This is a genomic window from Shewanella sp. FJAT-51649, from assembly GCF_019457435.1.
Classification (GTDB): Bacteria; Pseudomonadota; Gammaproteobacteria; order Enterobacterales; family Shewanellaceae; genus Shewanella; species Shewanella mangrovisoli.
This window is the reverse complement of record NZ_CP080411.1, coordinates 1,571,797-1,594,524: the sequence shown is the minus strand read 5'-3', so window position 1 is coordinate 1,594,524 and position 22,728 is coordinate 1,571,797. Positions and strand designations below refer to the sequence as shown.

At 42.3% G+C, this 22,728-nt stretch carries 16 protein-coding genes and 6 pseudogenes; 4 read left to right on the top strand and 18 right to left on the bottom strand.

What is annotated here, in order from left to right; all coding sequences use genetic code 11:
- Positions 1-5: 5 nt before the first annotated feature.
- The 3 genes and pseudogenes from rfbC to K0H59_RS07255 form a co-directional block, all read right to left on the bottom strand.
- Positions 6-547: pseudogene (gene rfbC, locus K0H59_RS07265) on the bottom strand (dTDP-4-dehydrorhamnose 3,5-epimerase).
- A pseudogene (gene rfbA / locus K0H59_RS07260) lies at positions 534-1,420 on the bottom strand (glucose-1-phosphate thymidylyltransferase RfbA). Before rfbA ends, rfbC begins: the two co-directional pseudogenes overlap by 14 nt.
- Positions 1,421-1,540: 120 nt before the next feature.
- Positions 1,541-2,902, bottom strand: a complete 1,362-nt coding sequence (locus tag K0H59_RS07255; protein WP_220055096.1) for a sensor histidine kinase — start codon at positions 2,900-2,902, stop codon at positions 1,541-1,543.
- 310 nt (positions 2,903-3,212) lie between these two features.
- On the opposite strand from K0H59_RS07255, the gene K0H59_RS07250 reads away from it, so the two are divergent.
- Positions 3,213-3,719, top strand: a complete 507-nt coding sequence (locus tag K0H59_RS07250; RefSeq protein WP_258405900.1) for a copper resistance protein NlpE — start codon at positions 3,213-3,215, stop codon at positions 3,717-3,719.
- 429 nt (positions 3,720-4,148) lie between these two features.
- On the opposite strand, the gene K0H59_RS07245 is transcribed toward K0H59_RS07250, so the two are convergent.
- The 6 genes from K0H59_RS07245 to K0H59_RS07220 form a co-directional block, all read right to left on the bottom strand.
- Entirely contained in the window at positions 4,149-6,029 is a 1,881-nt protein-coding gene (locus K0H59_RS07245) for an asparagine synthetase B (RefSeq protein ID WP_220055095.1), read from the bottom strand.
- Positions 6,030-6,050: 21 nt separating this feature from the next.
- A complete protein-coding gene (locus K0H59_RS07240) occupies positions 6,051-6,941 on the bottom strand; it encodes a sulfotransferase domain-containing protein (RefSeq protein ID WP_220055094.1) in 891 nt (296 codons plus the stop codon).
- A gap of 2 nt (positions 6,942-6,943) precedes the next feature.
- Positions 6,944-7,897 (bottom strand): AAA family ATPase, encoded by a 954-nt coding sequence (locus K0H59_RS07235; RefSeq protein WP_220055093.1) that lies wholly within the window; start codon positions 7,895-7,897, stop codon positions 6,944-6,946.
- Positions 7,898-7,935: 38 nt separating this feature from the next.
- Positions 7,936-8,208 carry a PqqD family peptide modification chaperone gene (locus K0H59_RS07230; protein WP_220055092.1) on the bottom strand — a complete coding sequence of 91 codons (273 nt, stop codon included), beginning with the start codon at positions 8,206-8,208 and terminating at the stop codon, positions 7,936-7,938.
- A 20-nt stretch (positions 8,209-8,228) separates the two neighbouring features.
- On the bottom strand, positions 8,229-8,381 hold the full coding sequence (locus K0H59_RS07225) for a hypothetical protein (RefSeq protein WP_220055091.1): 153 nt from the start codon (positions 8,379-8,381) through the stop codon (positions 8,229-8,231).
- Between the two features lie 277 nt (positions 8,382-8,658).
- Complete coding sequence (locus K0H59_RS07220) at positions 8,659-10,329, bottom strand: ABC transporter ATP-binding protein (RefSeq protein ID WP_220055090.1); 1,671 nt, start codon at positions 10,327-10,329, stop codon at positions 8,659-8,661.
- A 127-nt stretch (positions 10,330-10,456) separates the two neighbouring features.
- On the opposite strand from K0H59_RS07220, the gene K0H59_RS07215 reads away from it, so the two are divergent.
- Entirely contained in the window at positions 10,457-11,374 is a 918-nt protein-coding gene (locus K0H59_RS07215; RefSeq protein ID WP_220055089.1) for a hypothetical protein, read from the top strand.
- 15 nt (positions 11,375-11,389) lie between these two features.
- Here K0H59_RS07215 and K0H59_RS07210 read toward each other — a convergent pair whose 3' ends face one another.
- Genes K0H59_RS07210 through K0H59_RS07200 form a run of 3 tightly spaced genes read right to left on the bottom strand, consistent with a single transcriptional unit; the run spans position 11,390 to position 14,247 of the window.
- Positions 11,390-12,592, bottom strand: coding sequence for a sugar-transfer associated ATP-grasp domain-containing protein (locus K0H59_RS07210; protein ID WP_220055088.1), 1,203 nt, complete (start codon positions 12,590-12,592; stop codon positions 11,390-11,392).
- Positions 12,593-12,619: 27 nt separating this feature from the next.
- Positions 12,620-13,033, bottom strand: coding sequence for a lasso peptide biosynthesis B2 protein (locus tag K0H59_RS07205; protein WP_258405917.1), 414 nt, complete (start codon positions 13,031-13,033; stop codon positions 12,620-12,622).
- Positions 13,034-13,089: 56 nt separating this feature from the next.
- Positions 13,090-14,247 (bottom strand): nucleotidyltransferase family protein, encoded by a 1,158-nt coding sequence (locus tag K0H59_RS07200; RefSeq protein WP_220055086.1) that lies wholly within the window; start codon positions 14,245-14,247, stop codon positions 13,090-13,092.
- Positions 14,248-14,453: 206 nt separating this feature from the next.
- On the opposite strand from K0H59_RS07200, the pseudogene K0H59_RS07195 reads away from it, so the two are divergent.
- Positions 14,454-15,594 (top strand): annotated as a pseudogene (locus K0H59_RS07195) (IS3 family transposase).
- 42 nt (positions 15,595-15,636) lie between these two features.
- Here K0H59_RS07195 and glmM read toward each other — a convergent pair.
- Positions 15,637-16,097: pseudogene (glmM, locus tag K0H59_RS21335) on the bottom strand (phosphoglucosamine mutase); the annotation flags it as partial.
- A gap of 64 nt (positions 16,098-16,161) precedes the next feature.
- Here glmM and K0H59_RS07185 point away from each other — a divergent pair.
- Positions 16,162-17,384, top strand: a pseudogene (locus K0H59_RS07185) (ISL3 family transposase).
- 13 nt (positions 17,385-17,397) lie between these two features.
- Here K0H59_RS07185 and K0H59_RS07180 read toward each other — a convergent pair.
- From K0H59_RS07180 to K0H59_RS07160, 5 genes and pseudogenes are all read right to left on the bottom strand, one after another.
- Positions 17,398-17,508 (bottom strand): annotated as a pseudogene (locus K0H59_RS07180) (hypothetical protein); the annotation flags it as partial.
- A gap of 101 nt (positions 17,509-17,609) precedes the next feature.
- Positions 17,610-19,550, bottom strand: coding sequence for a nucleoside-diphosphate sugar epimerase/dehydratase (locus tag K0H59_RS07175; RefSeq protein WP_220055085.1), 1,941 nt, complete (start codon positions 19,548-19,550; stop codon positions 17,610-17,612).
- A gap of 506 nt (positions 19,551-20,056) precedes the next feature.
- Complete coding sequence (locus K0H59_RS07170) at positions 20,057-21,223, bottom strand: nucleotide sugar dehydrogenase (protein ID WP_220055084.1); 1,167 nt, start codon at positions 21,221-21,223, stop codon at positions 20,057-20,059.
- Between the two features lie 32 nt (positions 21,224-21,255).
- Entirely contained in the window at positions 21,256-21,810 is a 555-nt protein-coding gene (locus tag K0H59_RS07165) for a sugar transferase (protein WP_220055083.1), read from the bottom strand.
- A gap of 2 nt (positions 21,811-21,812) precedes the next feature.
- Positions 21,813-22,724 (bottom strand): NAD(P)-dependent oxidoreductase, encoded by a 912-nt coding sequence (locus K0H59_RS07160; RefSeq protein ID WP_220055082.1) that lies wholly within the window; start codon positions 22,722-22,724, stop codon positions 21,813-21,815.
- Positions 22,725-22,728: the final 4 nt, after the last annotated feature.

Here is a 22,728-nt window from a genome sequence, read left to right as displayed (position 1 = left end):
TAAAACTAGGCACTCACGGCTGCTTTTGCATCCCTCTCAGAAAGTATTGGTAGTTTGTTGCGTAACGGCCAGTCAATCGCAAACTCTGCACTATCCCATGCCAGCACATATTCATCATCTGGCGCGTAATAATCAGTGCAGCGATAAATCACATCGGCATATTCACTCAATACATAGAAGCCATGGGCGAAGCCAGGCGGGATCCACATTTGCAAATGGTTATCAGCAGAGAGCACACGCCCTACCCATTTACCATAGGTTTTAGATTGCGGGCGAATATCCACCGCGACATCAAAAATACTGCCAGCACTCACCCGGACAAGCTTTCCCTGTGGATGCTCACGTTGGTAATGCAAACCACGTAATACGTTCTGTTGTGAGCGACTAAAGTTATCTTGGACTAACTCCAGCGCCTTTACCCCCCTACTTTTCAAACACTCGGAAAAAAACGATTGTCTAAAAGTTTCCATAAAAAACCGCGTTCATCACCAAAAACTTGAGGTTTGAACACCAGTACTTCTGCAAGCTCGGTTTCAATGCACTTCATTAAACACCTGCTTATTTAATAATCCCAAAAGATACTCACCATAACCGCTTTTAAGCAAAGGTTGTGCTAAAGCGATAAGCTGCGCAGCATCTATCCAACCAGAATGAAAAGCAACCTCTTCAGGGCAGTTCACTTTCAACCCTTGGCGTTTCTCTATGGCAGCAATAAATTGTGTTGCTTCAGCCATCGCATCCGGCGTTCCCGTATCGAGCCAAGCCGTGCCCCATTATTTCTACCTGCAATTCCCCCCAACAGAAGATATTGATTGATTAGATCAACGATTTCCAACTCGCCCCGCGCCGAAGGCATCACTTTTTTAGCCCTCTCACTGGCCCGATTATCAAAGAAATACAATCCAGGAATAGCATAGGAAGAACGCGCTACTCGGGGTTTCTCTTCGATAGAAATCGCTCTTCCGCTCGTATCAAACTCGACGACTCCGTAGGCATTCGGATTAGCCACATGGTAGCCAAAAACGGTCGCCCCCACTTCGAGTAGAGAAGCTTTATGTAAGTTTGTGCTCAGTTGCTGCCCATAAAATAAGTTATCGCCCAGAATTAACGCACAAGCCTCTCCCGCCAAAAAAGCTTCGCCAATAATCAGCGCTTCGGCTAATCCCTTTGGAGAAGGCTGTACCGCATATTCAAGCTGAATGCCCCAACGGCGACCATCACCAAGTAATGCCTGAAAAAGTGGCAAATCAGCGCGAGTGCAGATAATCAGAATATCTTTTATGCCAGCCTGCATTAAGGTAACAAGTGGATAATAAATCATTGGCTTATCGTAAATAGGTAATAACTGCTTACAGACAACCAGTGTCATCGGATAAAGGCGAGAACCGGTCCCGCCCGCTAAGAAAATGCCTTTTCTCATTGATATATCAAGGATTAGTGAGTAAAAGTGAAGGGAGGATTGTAGCATATAAATGCCGATAAAGCTGAGTGGCACGAGGTCTGCGACAAGCCCGCGTTGCCCCCTAAACAAAATCTAAGCTTATTTCTCAGGGATCTGTATTTCGACCTTCACGCCTTGGTGGAAAGATGAGGTTAGCAAAATGGTGCCATGTAGTTTTTGCGTCACCAAATTATAAATAATTGACATGCCTAAACCAGTACCGCCGTCTTTACGTGCGGTAGTGAAAAAAGGCTCGAAGGCTTTCAGTTTAACCTCATCGGTCATCCCCACCCCATTATCTTGATACTGCATACAAATATTCGAGTCTTGTTTTTCAACTCGAATGATGATGCTTTTATCCCCCGTATAACTCTCTGGAAATCCATGGCGAAAGCTATTAGCCACTAAATTAGTGAAAATCTGTGCGATGGCACCAGGGTAAGATTCGATAAAAATGTCGTCATCCAGCTCCACATTTAAGGCAATACTCTTCTTACGCATTAACGGCCTTAATGAGCTGAAGATTTGAAAAATGTAGGTCTTTAAGTTAAACCGCTCACGTTCTAGCACCGATTGGTCTGCGGCGGTGCGCTTAAAGTTATGGACTAACTCCGCTGCTCGCGAAAGATTGCGCTCAATCAACCCGAGACCATCCTGCATGGTATTGATAAAGGATAAAAATTTATCCTCGTCGAGATCATTTTGCTCGAAAGCCGTTTTCAGCAATGCCACTTCATCTAAACAATGGGTTACAGATGTCACGGCAATCCCTAGAGGCGTATTGACCTCATGCGCAACCCCTGCGACCAAACTCCCTAATGCAGCCATTTTCTCATTTTCAACTAAATGGTGTTGTATTGAGCGTAAATCCGACAATGCGGTTTCAAGTTCTTGCGTTCGCTGCTCAACCTGTACTTCCAAATCCGCATTAATAGCTTTTAATTGATGCTGATAATCCAAAATTTCCTTTGCGCTCATGGCTCGGCCAAATAAATCTGCCAAAGCGGAAGCAAAGGCTCTTTCATCTCGCGTCCATTCTCGAGACACACCTTGATGCTCGGAGCAGATAATACCGACCATTTTTCCGCGATGACGTATGGGACTGTCTAACAGGGAACCAATACGATTAGGGACTAAGTAGGTACTAACAAACTCATGGGTCGCCCCATCTGTTTGCGCATGATTCGCGACAATAGCGCGCTCATTATCTAATAGACTGAAATAATGTGGATAATCCTGCCGAGTTAATATCAACGCCTCTTGCCTGTGCATATTATCGAGCAGGTAAAAGCAATGCATACTTCGGTGATCTTCACTCCATAACCAAATGCCTGCACGGGTGATTTTTAACCCTTGGCACACAGATGACACGATAAGTTGTGAGGCTTCAACAAGATCGCCACCATCAATAATGGATGAACGGCTTACATCGAATAAAATCCTGTCTAGCATACGTGTCATAATGCAGATTTACCCCGCGAAATACCGCCAGACTTAACAATCAGGCAATTAACTTGGTTACCCAAGTTTAAGTGATTCTCTTTAGTATAGATTCAATCTGCAAACACACTCATTGAGATGCACCCACAAGCTACAACTGGTTTTGCAGAACAATGTCTACTGCAGCTTTGCCTAAACACACCGATAAAAAATCATCCAACACTAAGCACATTGTTTGTTGAACTCGTAATGAAGTTCAAACACATAAAGTCCGCCTATAGCATTAAGACACTGAAAGAAACACCAGACATAAATAAGGTTGGAACCCGTAATGATGGCGGTTATCATCACACGACAGTCAATTCATCAAACGGTTAAGATGAATATGAAACTTTCACAGATATCACTCGCCCTTCTCGCTTTAATGATTACCGCATGCAGTGAACCGGCTCAGACAGTGGCTAATGAGCCTGTCGCTGCGCCACATCAAGATACGCAAACAAACCTACCACTTGACGATACCAGCCAAAATGCGCTCGATTGGCCCGGTGTATATGAAGGCGTTGTCCCCTGTGCAAGTTGCGAAGGGATCCAAACCACACTCACGCTCCAAGCGGATAATAGCTTTGAATTGAAAAGTATTTACTTGGGTAAAGATGAATCCATCTTTAAAGTGGCAGGAAAATTTGACTGGGATAGCAACGGCTCAAAAATCACCTTATCCGATGGCACTAAATACTTAGTAGGTGAAAACCAACTGTTTATGTTAGACACAGATCACAATAAAATTAACGGCGAACTGGCTGAGCATTATATCTTGAAAAAGAAAGGAATATAAAAAAGCATCCCAATGTGACGGGGAGAAAAAGAGCGATGTACCCATAGTAAAACGTTGATTTTTGCCGGTACGCTCAGCTTACTGATAACGGTAAAATCAAAATGATTCGCTTACCGTCAGAGTGAAGCCCGCTCTGAAAACCGTGAGTCACCTAGTAGTACCGTAGCCGCTAAGCGAAGTTGTAGAAGCTAGAGCGCTTCGCGGCTAAAGTCTAGAGCCACTTAGTGGCGTCCTTGCAAACGACTACATCGTAAATTTTTTCCATACAAATATGACATTACCCTCTCCATGGAAGTCGGATGCAGGATGTAGAACTCTTTACTTAGAAAGTAATGCAGGAACAGTTATCGATGAGGGATAGCTTAAAATTGATTCAAATTAATATCAAACTTAGTCAATGAGAATACAGCATTACAGTACTAAGATTACCTAAAAGTGAATAGAACCTTCTTGTAGTTGTTCTTGCAATGATTCAATCTGCAGCAAATATCGTTGTGCAATATGGGGATAATCTCGAACCACTTTCGCGAGAGCCACTTTATCAAAAACTTCATCTAACTCTGGTGACCAATTATTAATCACTCTTCGTAGCGACTCGGCGGCATTCTCCTGAACTTTATCAATATCCTGAGTAGTTAGTACGTCTGCCTTACGCCTCATGCGAATTCGCTCAGTGGTGTGCCCTTTTAAAATTTCTCTAAACATATAACGCTCAATGCCATGTTTACACTTTAAATGGCTAGGTAAACGATAGGCAAACTCCACTAATTCTTTGTCTAATAGAGGATAGCGAAACTCACAACGATGATGGCGAGCGGCGATTTCAGTGAGCGCCATTCGACGTTGAACGCCGACCTCAATCAACTCACGATGATCGCGGGCTTGAACTGAGGTTCTATCTATAATGATGTAATAAGGTTTGATGGTTTCTGATACCTTACTCGTGATCTTGTTTATCAATATTGTATGGTCGAACAAGTCAACCGACTGCTTAGCCAGTCCATTGCGACGTCGAAATAACTTTTTATATACCTTAGGAAATTGATGTTGGATGAACAATCGCAGCAGGGCTTTTATCGGGGTCCCATCACGTCCACGTTGCTGACGAAGCATCAACTGCCGATACAACCGAAGATATTGATGATCCAAAAATAACTCATGGATATGTTCATCACCATAGCCACTGACACAATGATCTCCACCCCAGCCGGACAGCACAGTCCGGCATCCCTGAGACTGTGCGAGAGCAACACGATGCGCATACCAAGATGAAATTGCTGAAGGTCCACCAAATGTGTCTACGTAAGCACCAGCACTTAAGATATTCGCATCTCCATCATGCCAAAGTGGCTGTACATTTGGCCATTGTTCGATTGCATCGAACAATTCCTGATAAACAGGTCCCCAAATCGTAGAATTCTGTTCATTCAGCAATTCACCATTAAATGACATGGTATATAAAGGCTTATCACCTAACAATCGGCTGGCATAGCCCACCACCCCATTTGAATCTAAACCTTCACTCAATTCGGCTGCAATAGGGAATTTAGACACTAATCGCCGCGCCACGGCTTGTTCAAATAACTCAGCCAACTTAGCAATATATTCATCATCACTTAGTTTAGGTAGCACTTGAGGTGTTAATGACCAATAAGGTTCACAATGGTGTCCTTGCTGAGTGACCACAAGCTGATGCGCCGCAGGCAGTGTATGGATCTTATTAAATGGAGAAAGAAATTCATTCCCTGTTGTCGGCATAAATACGTCAGCTAACCAATCATTCGATAACTGACGTGAAACCGTTAAACTAGGGGCTAATAATGACTTATGCTCATTTGAGACGATGACGCGTCCCGATTGAAAACTATAAAACAGCGACTTAACACCGAAATGATCGCGCACACAGTACAACTGCTGTTTTAGGTTATCCCACAGGATAAAAACAAAATCGCCGAGTAAATGAGAGGCGGTGTTTTCTTGCCAGCGCTGATAGGCCTCGATGATCAACTCACCATCACACAATCTATCAATATCTTGGATATGAAGTTGAAGAGCCAGTTCATCACGATTATCGAGGTGAGCATTAGCAACAATCGCATATTGGCCGCATTCACTCAACAATATTACATCTTGCTCCGAGCGCGGCCGATTATATAGGCATGCTTTTGCTAACCGCACATCAGGTTGATAACTTACCTGCTGAAAATGAGCGGCATCAGGTTGCCAATAATCACTGCACGCTAGCATCTCTTGCATAACGGTTACGGGCAGATATGTCTGCCAATCGATAGCGCAATGGATCGTACTCACGCATCTTCCTTTAAATAACGGCTAAATTTTAGTTGAATAACAGAGCGACGTAATTTGGATCTTATCATCAAGATATCCGAGCCTCTGCATCACAGAGCCATGGTCGCTGATCAGCCTATCGATTTGAGATTGAGATAAGGTATCTTGCCAATCACCGACTATCCCCTTCCTAAAAAACACTTTTGATTTCGCCGGCCGTTCTTTAAAGCCATGCTTATCTTCTTGCTTTTTAAGCTTATCAAAATGGCACATGGCAATGGCATTTTTGACCGAAGTTTCATCATCAGGCAAATGCAAAAATTGACTAATCTGGGTAAAACTATCAAGTGGATTGCTCTGCATATCCTCATAACGCACTAACAAGATTGGCAAGTCACTGTTGACCCAAGAGTTAACATGGTCACTCCAGGTTCCCATTCGTTGCCGCACCTGTTGCCGATATATTTTCTCATTTGCCAGCAAAGCAAAATCGCTGGTGCCCATCATGTCTATACTCTTATCGAGTGATACACCCATATGATTAGCAAATGAAATGGCCACATCGAACGGGTTACGCACCACATAAAGCGCCCCAGCACAGGCATAGGGCGGACATAAGAGTTGACCCGATGCACACATATGATTGGCATCATGGATTTTATGGTAAGCAGGTTCCGTTAATTGGCTATGGATAAAACGATAAGCATCACTGCGGTATGACTCAATTTGTTCAACAGAATGGGCTCCTAACTCCACCCCCAAACCATTCGCTAACCAACTGCGGCTGCTGGCAATCGCCCCAGTATGCAATTGATTAATATCAATGGCGGTGAGATCTGTTTTAACTTGGTTTTGCATGGCACAAATAAAACTTCTCAGCCACGTATTACCCGATTTGGGATAAGAGGCGAGCCAGAAAATACCTTTAGACATAACTAAACCAAGGCCTCAAATGAATCAGTAATAAGCTGGCTCATAGCGTGAAGATTAACTAATGACAATTTTGCTTTACCGCGGCTAAGCCCATACACAGGAGTATTAGCTAAAAAGGCACTACACTGCTGCATAAATAAGACGTCTTGCCCCATCGCAGTCGTAAATTGTGTTCGGTAGCGATTGGCTTTTAACGGTGCAAATTTACGCATCCCCTTAAACTCGCTCAGAACGCCAGCGAAAACACCTTCATCCAGCGCACCACTTTGGTCATCATCTTGCTCTTCGCTCAAACAATAGATTGCCGCTAATGGGAATGCGCCTAACCTTGCATTAGCCCCCTCATTACCCATTGACGGCACTTGCGGCAGATACTGTAACTTTGCCATTGTTGCAGTTAAGGGCTCAGCCTCAGACAATTGCAAAACCTCTGCGACATCGGGCCAAATGTTAAGCCCATGGCTGCCTTGCAGCACTTGCCCATGAGTATCAAAAACGCATACGTCATCGGATACCAATTGCCAACCTTGGGTCAATAAGGTTGCCGCCAACGTAGATTTGCCACTGCCGGAATGACCGCAAACAGCAATAGCACAGCCATTTTTGTGTAGAACAGTACCATGCAAGACGAGTTGACCCCGTTGTTGCATCACCACAGCCAGCATATAACCTTGGATGTAAGTGATAACTAGCGCTATATCGACATCTTCGGCAAGGGCAACCTCAATTGACTGCCCATCGCGCACATAAAAGTCAGCCAATTGAGGAATAGATAACAGAAAGTTTGATGAATTTAGCCAACAGTAAGCACTAGCTTGACTTAGGAGAGCAACATCAACATCCAGTTTATTAAGATGTTTTATCACAATATTTGCAGGATGACTTTCTTTGAAGCAGGGCAAATTTTTAAGGGGGAAGTCGCTATTGATAGTCAAATTATACAGAGAATAGTACACAGGGTTTGGTCAACCTTACATAAAAAAACAGCTGCGAGTTAAGCAGCCGTTGTCACATTTACCAATTTTTTATCAACTAGTTGCTGCAAAAAATGAGCTGTATCGGCTCGACATACCTCTTCGGTCACATCAAATGAAGACATCAATTCAACAACTAGTTCATCAACAGACTTTGGTGTTACTAATAACGACCAAATCTGACTTGCAAGCGAATTTAGCCCAAAATACTGACCTTGAGACAAATCCATCATCACCAGTTCATCGCCCATAGGCGCCAAATTGAGCGAGCTTTTCTGGCTATAAAGTTCCATGACTAAATAGCCCCGCCTAATTAAGACGGCCCTGTTAAACTTGATTCACCGCCATTCGTAACCTTAGCAGCCGTAGTACCAACATCAATCACTTCAATTTCAGGCTTTGACCAAGCCGCTTTTACCATTTTTTCTGCCGCTAGGCCACTTTTGTTAATATTATCTTGTTGCATCTCGATGACTCCATACTTAACCATGTATTAACAATCTAAAAAACCGTTTCGGCGAGCGACCTATTAACAGCAAACAATCAACATCAAAGCTATCGTCAAAGGCATTGTAATTCAAAAAGATTACAAACCGAACAGGCTAATCTTCACAAAGTATAGTGAGGTTTGCAAGTCAGAAAGTGAATCAGTAGTTAACTATCAGTAAAATTCATGTGCTAAAAATCAACCGGCTGACGACCAATTCAGCTATTGATGCAAATATAAACAGCTAAAATGCTACTTATAACAATATAGACTTATCCGCAAAAGCCTCTGCTTGTTCGCTATGGCTCACCAGCACAATAGTCATTATCTGCCGCTGTTGTTGCAGTGTTAAAAAAAGCTGTTTTTCTGTTTCACTATCGAGCGCATTCGTCGCTTCATCGAGGATCAGTAACGGCCGCTTGCGGATTAACGCTCTGGCTAATACCAAGCGCTGACGCTGGCCACCCGATAACAGCACACCGCGCTCTCCCGTAATGGTGTCCAGCTTTAATGGTAAATCCGCCACAAAATCGGCACGACACAGCTGCAAGGTTTGCCAGATCTCATCGTCAGAATAACATTCACCCCACAAAATATTGTCTCGAATACTGCCATCGAACAAAAAAGGCTCTTGCGACAGATAACTTATTTGCCGACGCCATGAATGCTGCGCACTAACACTAAGAGGCACACCATCTAGTATCACAGCCCCCTCATTTGGTGTTAACAAGCTAGCCAGAATATCGATGACCGTTGTTTTACCTTGGCCAGATGGGCCTTTCAGTAAGGTTATCTTATTAAGGGGGAATTCAATTGCTATATTGTTCAACACAGGCTCACGCCCTGGGTAAGCAAAACTAACGTTATCAAGTGCTATGCTATATTGTGGAAACGCAACCAGGCTCGATTGATTGGCTTCGTAACCTTGGCGATTACTGGCAATGGCATGCTCAATATCACTAAATGCCGGTAACATATGCAATAAACGTTGTGCGTTGCCTTGCAGATCAGACAGCATTGGCATCATACGACTAAACATAACGATCAACACAACCAGCTCAGCAACTCCAAGTTGCCAAACCTCAAATCCTAGATACACCAACAGACACAAAAGCGATGCGCTTACCCCTTGAAAAGCGAGCTGCTGTAAGGCGGTTTTATGCTGATAGGCTTGCTGATTTTCCCGTAATTCTTGCTGGCTTGCCACAAAGGCATCGAGCTGTTGTGGCTCATACGCACAGGCTTTAACGGTTTTCATCCCGTTTAAAAAAAACATCACACGCAGGTATAACTGTTTATTGCTGTTAGTCAGTCCCATGCCAAATGCCGCCGCCTGTTTGAAGATACGACGAAACATGAGCAATACCATAGCCCCGACCATACAGGCGATAAGAAGCGCCAAGGGTGCAACCAAGAGAGATACAACGGCATAAACGACGAGCAAAATAACTGTCGTGACCATTTTTAACATATAAAAGGTAGCCATACCGACACGGTTCACACCATTGGTCAGCTGCTCAAGCTCTTGATGTTGCAGAGAATTAATTCTTTTCGACCACGTTGAATACAACATAGATTCAAATAATGTTTTTCTCAGTTCATCGGTGGTGTGGAGCCGTATCCGCGTCATGACCATCTCACGCCAATAGACCAATGCCGAGCGAGTTAGCAACAAGATTAAAAAAAATGGCAAAATCACTTTGAGGGAAAGGAGTTCCCGATCAACAGCCGGCAAACTTGCAAGCCAAGGGGGTATAGGCTGACTCGGGTCGGACATCAAATTGACCACAGGGACCAACATCAAAATACCTATGCCTTCGGTAAAACTACCCAAGAGTAATAAACCCAAAGCCAACAATAACAACTTAGGAACGGTTTGCCATAAACTGGCTAAATAACCTTTAACTGATACTAAAGACGCTGACATTAGCATTCGCCATCCTTTCGTCCCAGCTCAGCACACCGAAGCAAACACATTGTTTTTTCTATTACATCCATATTCCGTTATTATATCCTGCGTTATTAGCACTCTATTTTACCCATTGGAGAGCACTGTGCCCCAAGAGCTTGTTTATTGCATATACGGTATAAATGTCGCGACATCACTCCCCTTACCCGCATTGAAAAGCCCTCTCCCAGCAGAAGTCTCCATTCTGCGTGGTTCCGCCCCCGATATACTGTCGGCAGCATTTTCTGCCAATCAAAAGCTACAGTTTGATGGCCATCGAGTGCTATTGAATCAACCTCTGTTCGGTAAACTGCTGATAGAGAAACCAGGTAACATCACTCTGGATTTTAATCCGTCACTGAGTCAGGCGCATACCATTACCGCCTTACAAGGCTCAGGGCTCGGGACTCTGTTACATCTGCGCAAACAAATTCCCCTTCATGGTATGGCCATTGCAACCGATAAAGGCGCCATTGTGGTACTCGCCGATAGCGGCTCGGGTAAAAGCACCTTGGCGACCGCCATGCTGCTCGCAAACCTATCAGTGTTTACCGACGACATTGTTGCCTTGCAATCAGACAAGAATGGCGTTTTACAGATCCAACCAGCCCATCGACGCTTAAAGCTATCACAATCACAACTTCATACACTCGGCATTGACACTTCAATGCTATCCAATACCGCGCCCGGTATCGAAAAAATTGGCTGGGATATACCAGAGGCTCAATTTGCAGCCGTCCCCATGCCAATCATCAAATGCCTATTTTTAGAGCCAGTAAAAACTAATAGTGCAAACGCTCACATTACAGCTATCGGAAAACTTGAAGCCTTTCAACGCTTGCTTCAAAGCGTTTATCGCCCTCGCCTAATACGCGTATTTGACCATGAACAATCATTCTTTACGTTAAACCAACAGCTTCAACATCAATGCCAAAGCTACACAATGCAGTTACCTGATCTCGGGCATTTTCCATCCTTATCAGATTATGGCAAGGCCATAGCTAACCAGTTGCTGTCGTTATGATAATCAGCTAACGACCTACTCGATTGATTTCAAAAACACGCTACTAGACTGACACAATAAGGGCAACAAAGGAGCTTCTCGCACGCTTTGTAACACATTCAGCCCCCAGTTGAGGTTTCCCTCTAATAACACAACATCATTATGCGTGATCACGGCATCCCACCCCACAGTATGCACATCCGCACACAATCGATGCGCCAGCTCAATCTCGGCTAAAACCGCTGGCCAATGGGGCAGGCTCACTTTAGTTTCATGGCTCTCCCACCCCAATGCCGCACAATGCTCCGCATCCATCACAGCAGTTCCATTAACTAAATCAACGGCAAACACCTTAAAACGCCTATGGGAATCGTCATTAAGTTCTAAATTTGCGGCGACAAGAGTAAACGCCTCCTGAACCATACTACTTACTATTCTTAAGGTGATAGTTTTATCACTCAGTTGCCATTGAGCCATTACAGGGTGATGTTCAAGTAAGGGCTGAACAAGATAATCACCCATGGGTAAGCGAGATTTTAGCAGTTTGAGCCCTTGGGTACCGTCATAAATAGCTTCAGCGTATTCAAGTCGCCATTGCTCAGGTTTTGATATTGTCACGCAGCCCTGACTGCGTGAGGCAGCCTCTGGCTTAATAAGTATTTTAGAGGCCATAACTAACCAATCATCTATTGGCCAGGGCTCTTGCAGGTTCACATTCGCAATGGTTGTAACCGGATGCCCGCCTGCGACCGATAAACGAGCTGCAAAGTTGCTTTTACTGGTCAAAAACGATCGAGATGCTTGGCTAATAGGATGGGTTTGAAAGGCTTGATGAAAATAGGGTAATTGAAAATCGAATACGTATCGCCACCAATACTGTGGTGACACCCGATAGAGTTTACAACGGTAATAATCGAATCCCGAAATGCCCTGACCTAAACCCGCCGCCAGCAAGCCTGTCACCTGCTGCCAAATAGGCACGCCGGCATCAACCGCTTGCTGCCGAAGTTGGCACATTGCGCGGTACATTACCACCCAATGCCAATATAAATACCATGTTGCTAACGACCAGATAAACACACCAAGTAACCAAGGTTGCTGCGATAAACTTTTCATCATCACCTGACGATGCATCGCAATATACCCATCACAAGGCAATAAATATCGCCAGCTATAGCGAAAAAGTGGGCGCCTTCGTAACAACAAGGATCGGATACGAATAAGGAGTTTACCTATCACTTAACTATTCGCCTCTATGCAAGCAACCTATTTTGAACCGTAACAACCGACCACTGTGTGATCTTTAAAACCATTGCCACCGCTAACGAAAATAGCACTACAACACACCCAAGCGTGCGCCTTAAGGCTCGTGCTATCTCGGCGTAAACCAAAATATAAACGATAGGGTAAACCATACCAACCGAGCCAAATTCGCGCGACAATAGCCTGCGCAAAACAGTTAGCCTTCCACGGGCAATACCTTGCAGTGTTAACCACTAAACGAGAGATTTGCTTTGCTCTATGAATGTCGGAGGCAGTTAAAACAACGCCATGGAGTGGTAAATCTTGAGTATTTTCATTCACTACCGACACACCTAAATAAGGAGCAAGCCGAGCAAACGGAAGCAACAACACTGTGAGCCTTGCAAGCCCAAGTAATAACCACGTAGGCACAAACATGACTTGATAAAAGGGTTCCCTAGAGGCAAAAGCTTTGCACTTTTTGATCACGGTTTTCATCTATTGTAACTAGGCCCTAATAATTTTCTCTTGATATATAGAAAAAGTTTTCTGAAGGGGAGTAAGAGGCTTAGAAGGCGGCCATCACCGGATGCATAGCGATTGATAAATGCCACATCAGCATCGTTTGGGCAAAACAACAAGAAATAAATTGCTTTCAGCCTATGCTCGAATTGGTCATTCATTAACATGGGTAACACCATTCTCTTTAATGAAAACAGTGAAATGTACTCATCCAACCAAGTACTCCTCACCCAATCGCAATAATTTTTTAATCCGATAAAGCTTTTAGGTTCAACTGCAATACCAAGGTATTGCGCCATTAAATATTCACAGGCAATCACTTGACGTACCACACCAAACTTTTTAGCATCTTGCCACTTTTGTTCATGCCAATTTGGCATCTGCTGATTAAGTCTCTCGTAATAACATGCTAAATCAATTAACCATTTAATACGATGACAATGAGACTTCATGGCATGAACACAGAGATAAAGATACTCAAGCACATTGAGATGCTGCCCCCCCGCCAACAAGGCTTCAGTCACAGCCTTAGAAAAGGCAGTATTTTCACTATTAACGCGGATATGCAGCTCAATCACAGACAAGCCTGACGCTTGATAACTTTTGTCCTTATGGAATGAGCCTCGAATAACGTGACCTGGCGCAGTATCAGTAAATGCATCATTTAACGGTGTATAACCATAGTCAATTAAGATGCGCTCAGCAGATACCGCATTATGTTCAGAAACTAATAAATCAATATCTCTCGAATAACGACCATTTAAATCGCCATAAAGGCGTAAACTTAGATCAATTCCTTTAAAAAATCGATGCTTAACCCCAACTTCATTCAACTCTTTACTAAGCTCTGATTGCACTTTGAATTGTAAAAGTGTCTGTTGCTGCCGACGAGCACTAGCGCCTTGCAACCATAATCTAAAATCTGTAGAAAAAAATTGCGTGTCGAGTTTTGAAATTGCCACAGCAACCAAATTCCACACTCTATGGCGATTAATCAACCACTTTAGTCGCTCTTCATTGATACCATCAGCCAGCTTGGCTGCTAGTGTTTCAGCGGGGGGTTGGGGATAACACAGCAATAAAAAGGTTTGCAACAACTGTTCATCTGACAATTTCATCATAATCTTCATTCAGGGCTCCCTGTTAACATAGGGTACACAATTGATGCCAGTAATCACATCCTAAAATGCTGCGTAAACACAGGATTTGACATTTCATATTTCCAAAATGGCTAAATATTCTTTATGGATTTAAATAAAACTGTAGTGCTATAGTAAATTTGGCCATCTAAATAGACGAAGTGATAGACTCACTTTTCGCAAATGGCTAGGCAGATATAAAGAACACAAGACCGCCATTCAGCGCAGAGTTTAAGCTAGAGACTGTTCAGCTAGTAACAAAGCAAGGCTACAACTAGAAGGAAGCTGCAACCGCAATGGAAGTCAGCAATTCAGCCATGCGAAACTGGGTAAAACAGCTCCAACAGGAAATGCAAGGCGGTTCTCCTAAAGGCTCACCACTTACGCCTGAGCAACAGCGGATCCGTGTGTTAGAAAAGAAACTTCGCCTCATCGAAGAAGAGAACATTATTTTGAAAACGGCTACGGCTCTCTTGATGCCTGACTCACTGAGCAGTTCTCGCTAGTAGAGAAACTCAGGCCAAGACATAGTGTAAAACTTATTTGTTCAGTATTTGGTATTCATCGCAGCAGCTATAAGTATTGGCGAGGTAGCCCCCGCATTATTAGCCCTGAGCAGGTGAAACTGCATAGCTTGGTGCGAGGGACCCATCAAGCAAACAACGGCTCAACAGGCGCAAGAACCATCGCCAATATGCGACAACCGCAGGTATACCATTGACGCGTTATCGCACGACAGGGGTGATGAGAAAACTTGGATTAGTGAGCTGCCAGATACCTCAACACCGCTACAAAAAGGCGGATAAAGAACATGTCGCAATCCCTAATCATCTTGCTCGTCAGTTTGCCGTGACGGCTCCAAATCAAGTATGGTGCGGCGATGTCACGTATGTATGGACTTGCAAAGGCTGGGCTTATCTTGCGGTCGTTGCTAGACCTGTTTCCTGTAAATCGGTAGGTTGGGCCATATCCCATTCGCCTGATAGTACTCTAACAAGTAAAGCCTTAGTAATAGCTTTCGAGGTTCGAGGCAAAACGAAATATCTTATGTTCCATAGCGATCAAGGTAGTCATTATACGAGTCACCACTTCCGAGAGCACCTCTGGCGTTATCAGATAACGCAAAGCATGAGCAGACGAGGAAACTACAGGGACAATAACCCAATGGAACGCTACATCAGAAGCTTGAAAACAGAATGGATACCGATGACCGGCTATCGAAGTATCAGCAAGGCTCAGGTTGATATATCACGATACGAGACAGGATATTACAGTCAGCTTAGACCTCATCAATATAATGGTGGGCTGACACTGAACGAGTTAGAGCTAAGGTATTGACTTGAATACAAAACCGTGGCCAATTTAACTTGACCACCATAGGTAGATAGCACCATGGGGACTACCGACAACAATCTTTAATTCCACCAAACTTGAATAATTCAGGAAGGTTCCGTTACAAAATTAAATATAAAGACGAGTAGCCTCAATGCGGTGCACTTTGCATAGTTTTGCAGAGGTTACACATTGCAACGCAATATGCTCAAGAGCTTGTTATAATAGCACTTCAATTTCAAGCTCATGTGCATCATTTAGCTTGATGCCTCTGTTTGAAAAAAACTTAACACCATTATCATAAAAAGGACTATGGGAAGCACTGCTCATCACGCCAGAACTCTAAAGGTTGAAGCTAAATAGGCCACCGCAGGTGTTGGTATTGGGCCGATTAAAGCCACATTTGCACGCGCAACTGAAAAATCAGCTTTCCATTACGGGCTCCAGCATATAACAACTAATGCGAAATATTTACCAATCAGCACTTCTTTCGTACCAGTGGATGCAAGTGGCACTTCTCTGAACATGGTAGAATAGGTATAGTTCTAGCCAAATTCCTCTTAAATTTCAGTGATGAGTGAAGCTGCTTTATATCAACTAATCTTGGGACTAAAGACACCTTAAGTCGTATCCAGTGTTCAACTCGATGAACCACGTCAGAGCATAATTGTTACCATCGCCTACGCTTCTCAAGCAGGCTTTAAATGCCCTATATGCCACAATGCGAGTCGCCATTACGATTCCCGTTTGCGAAAATGGCGTCACTTGGATACCTGCCAGTATCAAACGCTCATTCAAGCTAACGTGCCACGAGTACACTGTACCTCACACGGTTATCAAACCCTTCAAGTCCCATGGGCCAGTGGTAGTTGTCGTTACACAGAATTGTTTGAGATGCGCGTATTGAGTTTGCTTGCGATGAGTTCTCTTAATGCTGTCAGTCGGTTCTTTAAGCTGAGCTGGGGAGCCATAGACAGGATTATGGCGCGCGCTGTTTATCGCGGACTGGCAAAACGTAAACTGATTAATATCGATTATTTATTGGTCGATGAAACCGCTCTTAAAAAGGGGCATGAATATGTCACGCAGCTCTCTAATCATGAAGGACAAGTTTTAGCGGTTTCAGAGGGGCGTTCAGCTGCAAGTTTTGATGCCTGCCTAACATAACTGCCTGCAGATGCATTACGTCAAACTCAGTCTATCTGTATGGATATGAGCCCTGCTTACATTAAAGCAGCAAAAAAATCGCTGCCAAATGCAGAGAGGAAAATCGCATTTGATCACTTCCATGTAGCCAAGATGCTAACGGAGGCGGTTAACCGGATCCGCAAAGACGAGTTATTCAGGTTGGCGCCGTCAATGCGGCAAGAGGCACACCGAACACGTTTCTACTGGTTAAAACGACGAGATAATCTCAGCGAAGCCGACCGAGAGAGGGTTAACAGACTCATCCCGGCGATGATGAATACGGCTCTTGCATGGTATTTCAAAGAGCTGGCTCGGAATATCTGGCATGGCAATAGTGTTCGAGGAACAAAGCAGCGATGGAAAAGTTGGATAGCTTTAGCTAAAGCCAGCGGTCTCAAACCCTTAATGGCGGTGGCAGATAAAATCGAGAGCAAACACTGGGGCATACTTAGTGCCATGCGCTTTGGTCTATCAAACTGTTTGGCAGAAGCAATCGATAGTCAAGTTAGGCTGCTGAGAGTAAAGGCTATGGGTATCGAAATTCAGAGCGATTTCAACGTGCCATCCCCTTTCATTTTGAAAAGCTGGTTATGGGGTTCCACCAATAACAACGAAGAGCCATGCAAGTACAGTCCCAGTCGCGCAACCTAACTTCATCGCAAAATCAGTGGTAATGGGAAATGTCCCTACCTTGCCGCGCACACCATCGGTACCAAAATACTTCCTAGACATACAAAATCCTTATAAACACAGATAAACAAAAAAGCCAAATCATAAGGATTTGGCTTTTAAAAAACTTAATAAGTAAACATCAGAACTACATCAAAAAGAAATTAAGACACTAATGTCACAACTTTCGGTTTTGTATCAGTAAGTTTAAATGATTTCCTTTGCTGCCAAACTAAATCGCAAATGCCATCGGTTGGAGCAAATCCGGTAGGCGCCGAAAGTAAAATCTCACGAATCGCCTCATGATTAAACTCATGACATGCTCTATCTAAACGGTTAAGAATTAACTCTAATTCAGCCCATGGTAGATAAATTTCATTTGCTGTCATAATACGCTCATGGTCTGTACCAGTAACATCATCACCAATCAGTAACTCTTCATACAATTTCTCGCCAGGACGTAAACCCGAAAACTCTATCGCAATGTCACCGTTAGAATTAGCTTCATCCTTTACTTCAAAACCACTTAAACGAATCATTTTGGCCGCAAGGTCAACGATTTTGACAGATTTACCCATATCAAGGACAAATACATCCCCCCCCTTGCCCATTGCACCAGCTTGAATAACCAGCTGAGACGCTTCCGGAATTGTCATAAAGAAGCGCGTAATTTCAGGGTGAGTCACAGTTACTGGGCCACCATTAGCAATCTGTTTACGGAATAACGGCACGACGGAACCAGAAGAGCCTAGCACATTACCAAAACGCACCATACAAAAACGGGTCTGATGGTTCTCTTTTGATAAGGCTTGTAATGCAAGTTCAGCCATACGTTTAGTGGTACCCATCACGTTTGTGGGACGTACCGCTTTATCGGTAGATACCAAAACAAAGGTTTCTACTTTTGCAGCAATTGCTGCTCTCGCAGTATATAAAGTGCCAAATACGTTATTGCGCACACCTTCAACCACATTATGTTCAACCAAAGGAACATGCTTATATGCTGCAGCATGATAAACCGTTTGCACTTTAAAGGCCTGCATCACCGCTTGCACTCGATTTTCACGTTGAACAGAACCCATAATAGGTAAAATTTCCACATGTAAATTCAGTTCTTGAGCCGTTGCAATCAGCTCGCGCTCAATGGAGTAAAGTGCAAACTCAGATAACTCAAACAAAACCAGCTTTTTAGGTTCTTGCTTAAGGATCTGCCGACACAACTCAGAGCCAATAGATCCGCCAGCACCAGTCACCATAACCACTTTGTCTTTTATATTTGAAGCTAATAACTGCTGACGCGGGGCAACAGAGTCACGGCCTAATAAATCTTCAATCTCCACTTCTTTAACGTCACTAAATAACTTATCACCACTGACTAAATCAGCCATAGCGGGCAATGTCATCACCTTAACTGTTAGAGGTTCAAGTTGATTTATAATCTCCTGCCTGCGAGAACGAGAAGCACTCGGCATAGCTAACAACACTCGTGCAGTAGCTTTTTGCTTGATTAACTTACGTAATTCCTGAGGCGCATTCACATGAAGGCCTTGTATTATGGTGCCTTGCAACGATTCATCATCATCAACAAAAGCAATTGGATGATATTCATGGCTTTGCGCTAACGCAATTGCCGTTTGACGACCGCTAACACCTGCCCCATAAATTATCACAGGCTCACCACGCCGATTCATCCCCGCTCCAACCAAAGACCGCATAAGGGAGCGAGCCCCACCAACAAAAACGAGGGCAAAGGCAGCATAAATAAAGGGAACTGTACGAGGTAAATCTACGCCACCATAATAGGCAAGTAAAACAAGAGCAATAGTAGAAATACCGACCCCCGCAACAATTGCAGTAAAAGCTTGCGAGCCAATATAACGAAGTACTGCGCGATAAAGGCCCAGCCGAACAAAGCCAGCGATACTAATAGGGATTGTTAATGCTATTAGCCCCCAATATTGAGCTCTCAGTAAAACTTCGACAGAGTCTAAACGCACTAATAACGCAAACCAAAAGGCAAACAGCAGAAAAACAGAGTCAATTGATACACTGACCATACGCTTTTGTGACCGTTTTAACGAGAATAAAAACTGCAAAAATTCCATCTTTTGCTCCAAGGACATTTTTTTCATAATTTAACCAACTATAATGTCGTTAATACGACATTATCCGATAAATCAGCAACCAACTCTATAGAAACCGATAAGGATTAAAAATGCAACACTACGTGCTGTGTAGAAAGAATTTTACATTTCGTAGCTAAAAGGTTATCACGCAAAAATCGTAGGTTATGTCATTCCTTACCCGCAGAGTACAAACGATGCTACAACATCGTTCGCAAGATAACCAACTAGTCAACGGAAAAATTAAACTCGATTGCTGTACGTAACGTTTAAAGTCATATATTTTAAAGTAAATACACAATTATACATTACTAAATTATCGACACAAAAAGTATCTGCGGTTAATTTACTAACTTCTTTGCATGAAAAAACATGAAATTAGCATCTTGAACCATCCGTCAAATCTCAGACATTAACCAGAGTGCGAAACGTTTCATATACTTGTCTAAAACTAACACATCCGCTAGATAAACTAAAGGTGGCCACCACTAATCAGAACCAAATAGATCACGTGTATATACCTTATCGACTACATCTGATAATTCCTTAGACATACGGTTCGACACAATAACGTCTGCAATTTTTTTGAAAGAATTTAAATCGCTTACAACGAGGGAATTAAAGAAGTATTTATCTTTAAGTACTGGCTCATACACAATAACCTCAATACCTTTAGCTTTGAGACGTTTCATAATACCTTGAATACTTGATGCTCTAAAGTTATCAGAACCAGACTTCATGATAAGGCGATAAATCCCGACAACTTTAGGATTACGGCTTAAAATAGAGTCCGAAATAAAGTCTTTACGAGTAGTATTCGACTCAACAATCGCGCTAATAATACTATTAGGCACATCTGCATAATTAGCACGTAGTTGTTTAGTATCCTTAGGCAAACAATAACCTCCATAGCCAAAAGAAGGATTGTTATAGTGGTTACCAATACGCGGATCCAAACATACGCCTTCAATAATTTGACGAGAATCTAAACCATGAGACTCAGCATAAGTATCAAGCTCGTTAAAATAGGCAACACGCATAGCCAAATAAGTATTAGAGAATAATTTAACAGCTTCAGCTTCAGTCGAGTCAATAAATAATATATCAACTTCTTTTTTAGATGCTCCTTGCACCAATAAATTTGCAAATACTTTGGCACGCTCGCTACGTTCACCAACAATAATACGTGAAGGATATAAGTTATCGTACAGTGCCTTACCCTCTCGTAAAAACTCAGGCGAAAACATGATATTATCGCAATTAAATTTCTGTTTTGCTTTTGTAGTAAAACCTACAGGTACAGTTGACTTAATTACCATCACGGCATTTGGATTAATCGCCAAAACATCTTGGATAACAGATTCGACAGAGGCTGTGTTAAAGTAATTAGTATTAGGATCATAATCAGTAGGAGTAGCAATAATTACAAAATCCGCATTTTCATAAGCAATTTTCTTATCCAAGGTCGCGATTAAATTAAGCTCTTTATCGGCAAAAAACGATTCTATCTCATTATCAACAATCGGTGACTGACGTGCGTTTATCATCGAAACTTTATAAGAGATAACATCAACAGCAAATACTTGGTTGTACTGGGCCAGCAAAACTGCATTGGAAAGACCAACATATCCAGTACCAGCTATAGCAATTTTCATAAAACTACATCCATAAATTTTTAAAACCAATGTTAATTACGTTTAACAGCATCACCACTGCCACTACCTGTAGCAGTCATAAAAATATACTTAAAATAATTTCGAATACATAACGATTCAATCATTTTTCTGTCTGTTTCAGCAAGCAACTTAGGCATAGACATATCAATATTTTTTACTTGAGCTAAACCTGTAACTCCTGGCAATACATTGTAAACACCTAATGCCTCTCGCTCTACTATCAACTCTTCTTGGCTAAATAAATTTGGTCGGGGTCCAACCAAACTCATATCTCCCTTCAAAACATTTATTAGCTGAGGTAATTCATCCATTTTAGACCTACGCAAAAGACTACCAAACTTAGTAATTGATTGATGGTTAGCTAAATGGCTTGCCACTGATAAAGTATCTTTAGACATAGTTCTAAGCTTTATTAATTTAAACGGTCTCTTCCTTAGGCCAACTCTCTCCTGAATAAATATCGGTGACCCCGTATCAAAAAAACCTATTAAAATACAAATTAAAAGAAAAGGCCACGCAACCAAAAGCAACGCTAAAGACACAAAAACATCAAAGAATCTTAACATAATCAAAACCTCAGCAACCCAGATTTTTTTGCTTTGGAAACATCCAAAACAAAAGAACTATTTAAAAAATGATAAAGTGGATATTTACCAAAGATCTTAAAAAAAATCAAAAAAAATAATTTTGGAAAATATAAATGATAAACCTTAGGTTTCATATTTTCAGTTATAGTCCGAACAAACTGACTGGTACTAATAGCATATTCATCCGCAATATTGTAGATACCAGTACAAATATCATTCTGATCAACAGCAGCATTTAAAATGACATCATTTAGCAACGCTTGAGAGAGATAACTTTTTAAGTTAACTGAAAAAGCTGAAAATGGCAAAAAACGAACACGAGAAGCAAGTAATCTTAGTGATAAAATATTCCCAACTGCTTTATTACCATGTCCATAAACCAAAGGGATACGCAACACAATACCAACCGTTGACTCGGTTCTAAGTTCATTAATCAGATAATTCTCGATTTTAACTTTAGTACGCATATTATTATTTTGGGGATGTACAGGTGAATTTTCACTGATGCAAAAATAGTTAAGATGACTTCCATATCCATAAACGTTTGCGCTACTAATATAGATAATTTTTTTTACACTTGCCAGTTCAGCATTAAAAAATATTTTTCTATTTATCGAATAATTAGAATCCAAACAATGCTCAAAGTCATCATTTTTACTATGAGCCAAACCTAAAAAACTGATTAAGACATCAATTGCATGCGTCTTAAGCCAATCCATAGCTCTTCCTTTATCCAGTAGAACAGATAATGGCACTATATTATTAGAATTTTTACACTCTAAAAAATCACAATCTCTTACGGAAAAAAAACAATTGATATCACTCATGTCATTACAATAGTTAATAAAATCACTTCCTAGAAAACCGGTCGAACCTAATACTAATATATTCATATAA

Excerpts from the sequence above, each read along its gene's own strand:
- K0H59_RS07230 (WP_220055092.1), bottom strand. The coding sequence starts at position 8,208 with ATGGAACTTTATAGCCAGAAAAGCTCGCTCAATTTGGCGCCTATGGGC.
- K0H59_RS07205 (WP_258405917.1), bottom strand. The coding sequence starts at position 13,033 with ATGTTTGTGCCTACGTGGTTATTACTTGGGCTTGCAAGGCTCACAGTG.
- K0H59_RS07220 (WP_220055090.1), bottom strand. The coding sequence starts at position 10,329 with ATGTCAGCGTCTTTAGTATCAGTTAAAGGTTATTTAGCCAGTTTATGG.
- K0H59_RS07225 (WP_220055091.1), bottom strand. The coding sequence starts at position 8,381 with ATGCAACAAGATAATATTAACAAAAGTGGCCTAGCGGCAGAAAAAATG.
- K0H59_RS07240 (WP_220055094.1), bottom strand. The coding sequence starts at position 6,941 with ATGTCTAAAGGTATTTTCTGGCTCGCCTCTTATCCCAAATCGGGTAAT.
- K0H59_RS07200 (WP_220055086.1), bottom strand. The coding sequence starts at position 14,247 with ATGAAGATTATGATGAAATTGTCAGATGAACAGTTGTTGCAAACCTTT.
- K0H59_RS07165 (WP_220055083.1), bottom strand. The coding sequence starts at position 21,810 with ATGTTAAGATTCTTTGATGTTTTTGTGTCTTTAGCGTTGCTTTTGGTT.
- K0H59_RS07250 (WP_258405900.1), top strand. The coding sequence starts at position 3,213 with ATGATGGCGGTTATCATCACACGACAGTCAATTCATCAAACGGTTAAG.
- K0H59_RS07170 (WP_220055084.1), bottom strand. The coding sequence starts at position 21,223 with ATGAAAATTGCTATAGCTGGTACTGGATATGTTGGTCTTTCCAATGCA.
- K0H59_RS07175 (WP_220055085.1), bottom strand. The coding sequence starts at position 19,550 with ATGGAATTTTTGCAGTTTTTATTCTCGTTAAAACGGTCACAAAAGCGT.
- K0H59_RS07255 (WP_220055096.1), bottom strand. The coding sequence starts at position 2,902 with ATGACACGTATGCTAGACAGGATTTTATTCGATGTAAGCCGTTCATCC.
- K0H59_RS07160 (WP_220055082.1), bottom strand. The coding sequence starts at position 22,724 with ATGAATATATTAGTATTAGGTTCGACCGGTTTTCTAGGAAGTGATTTT.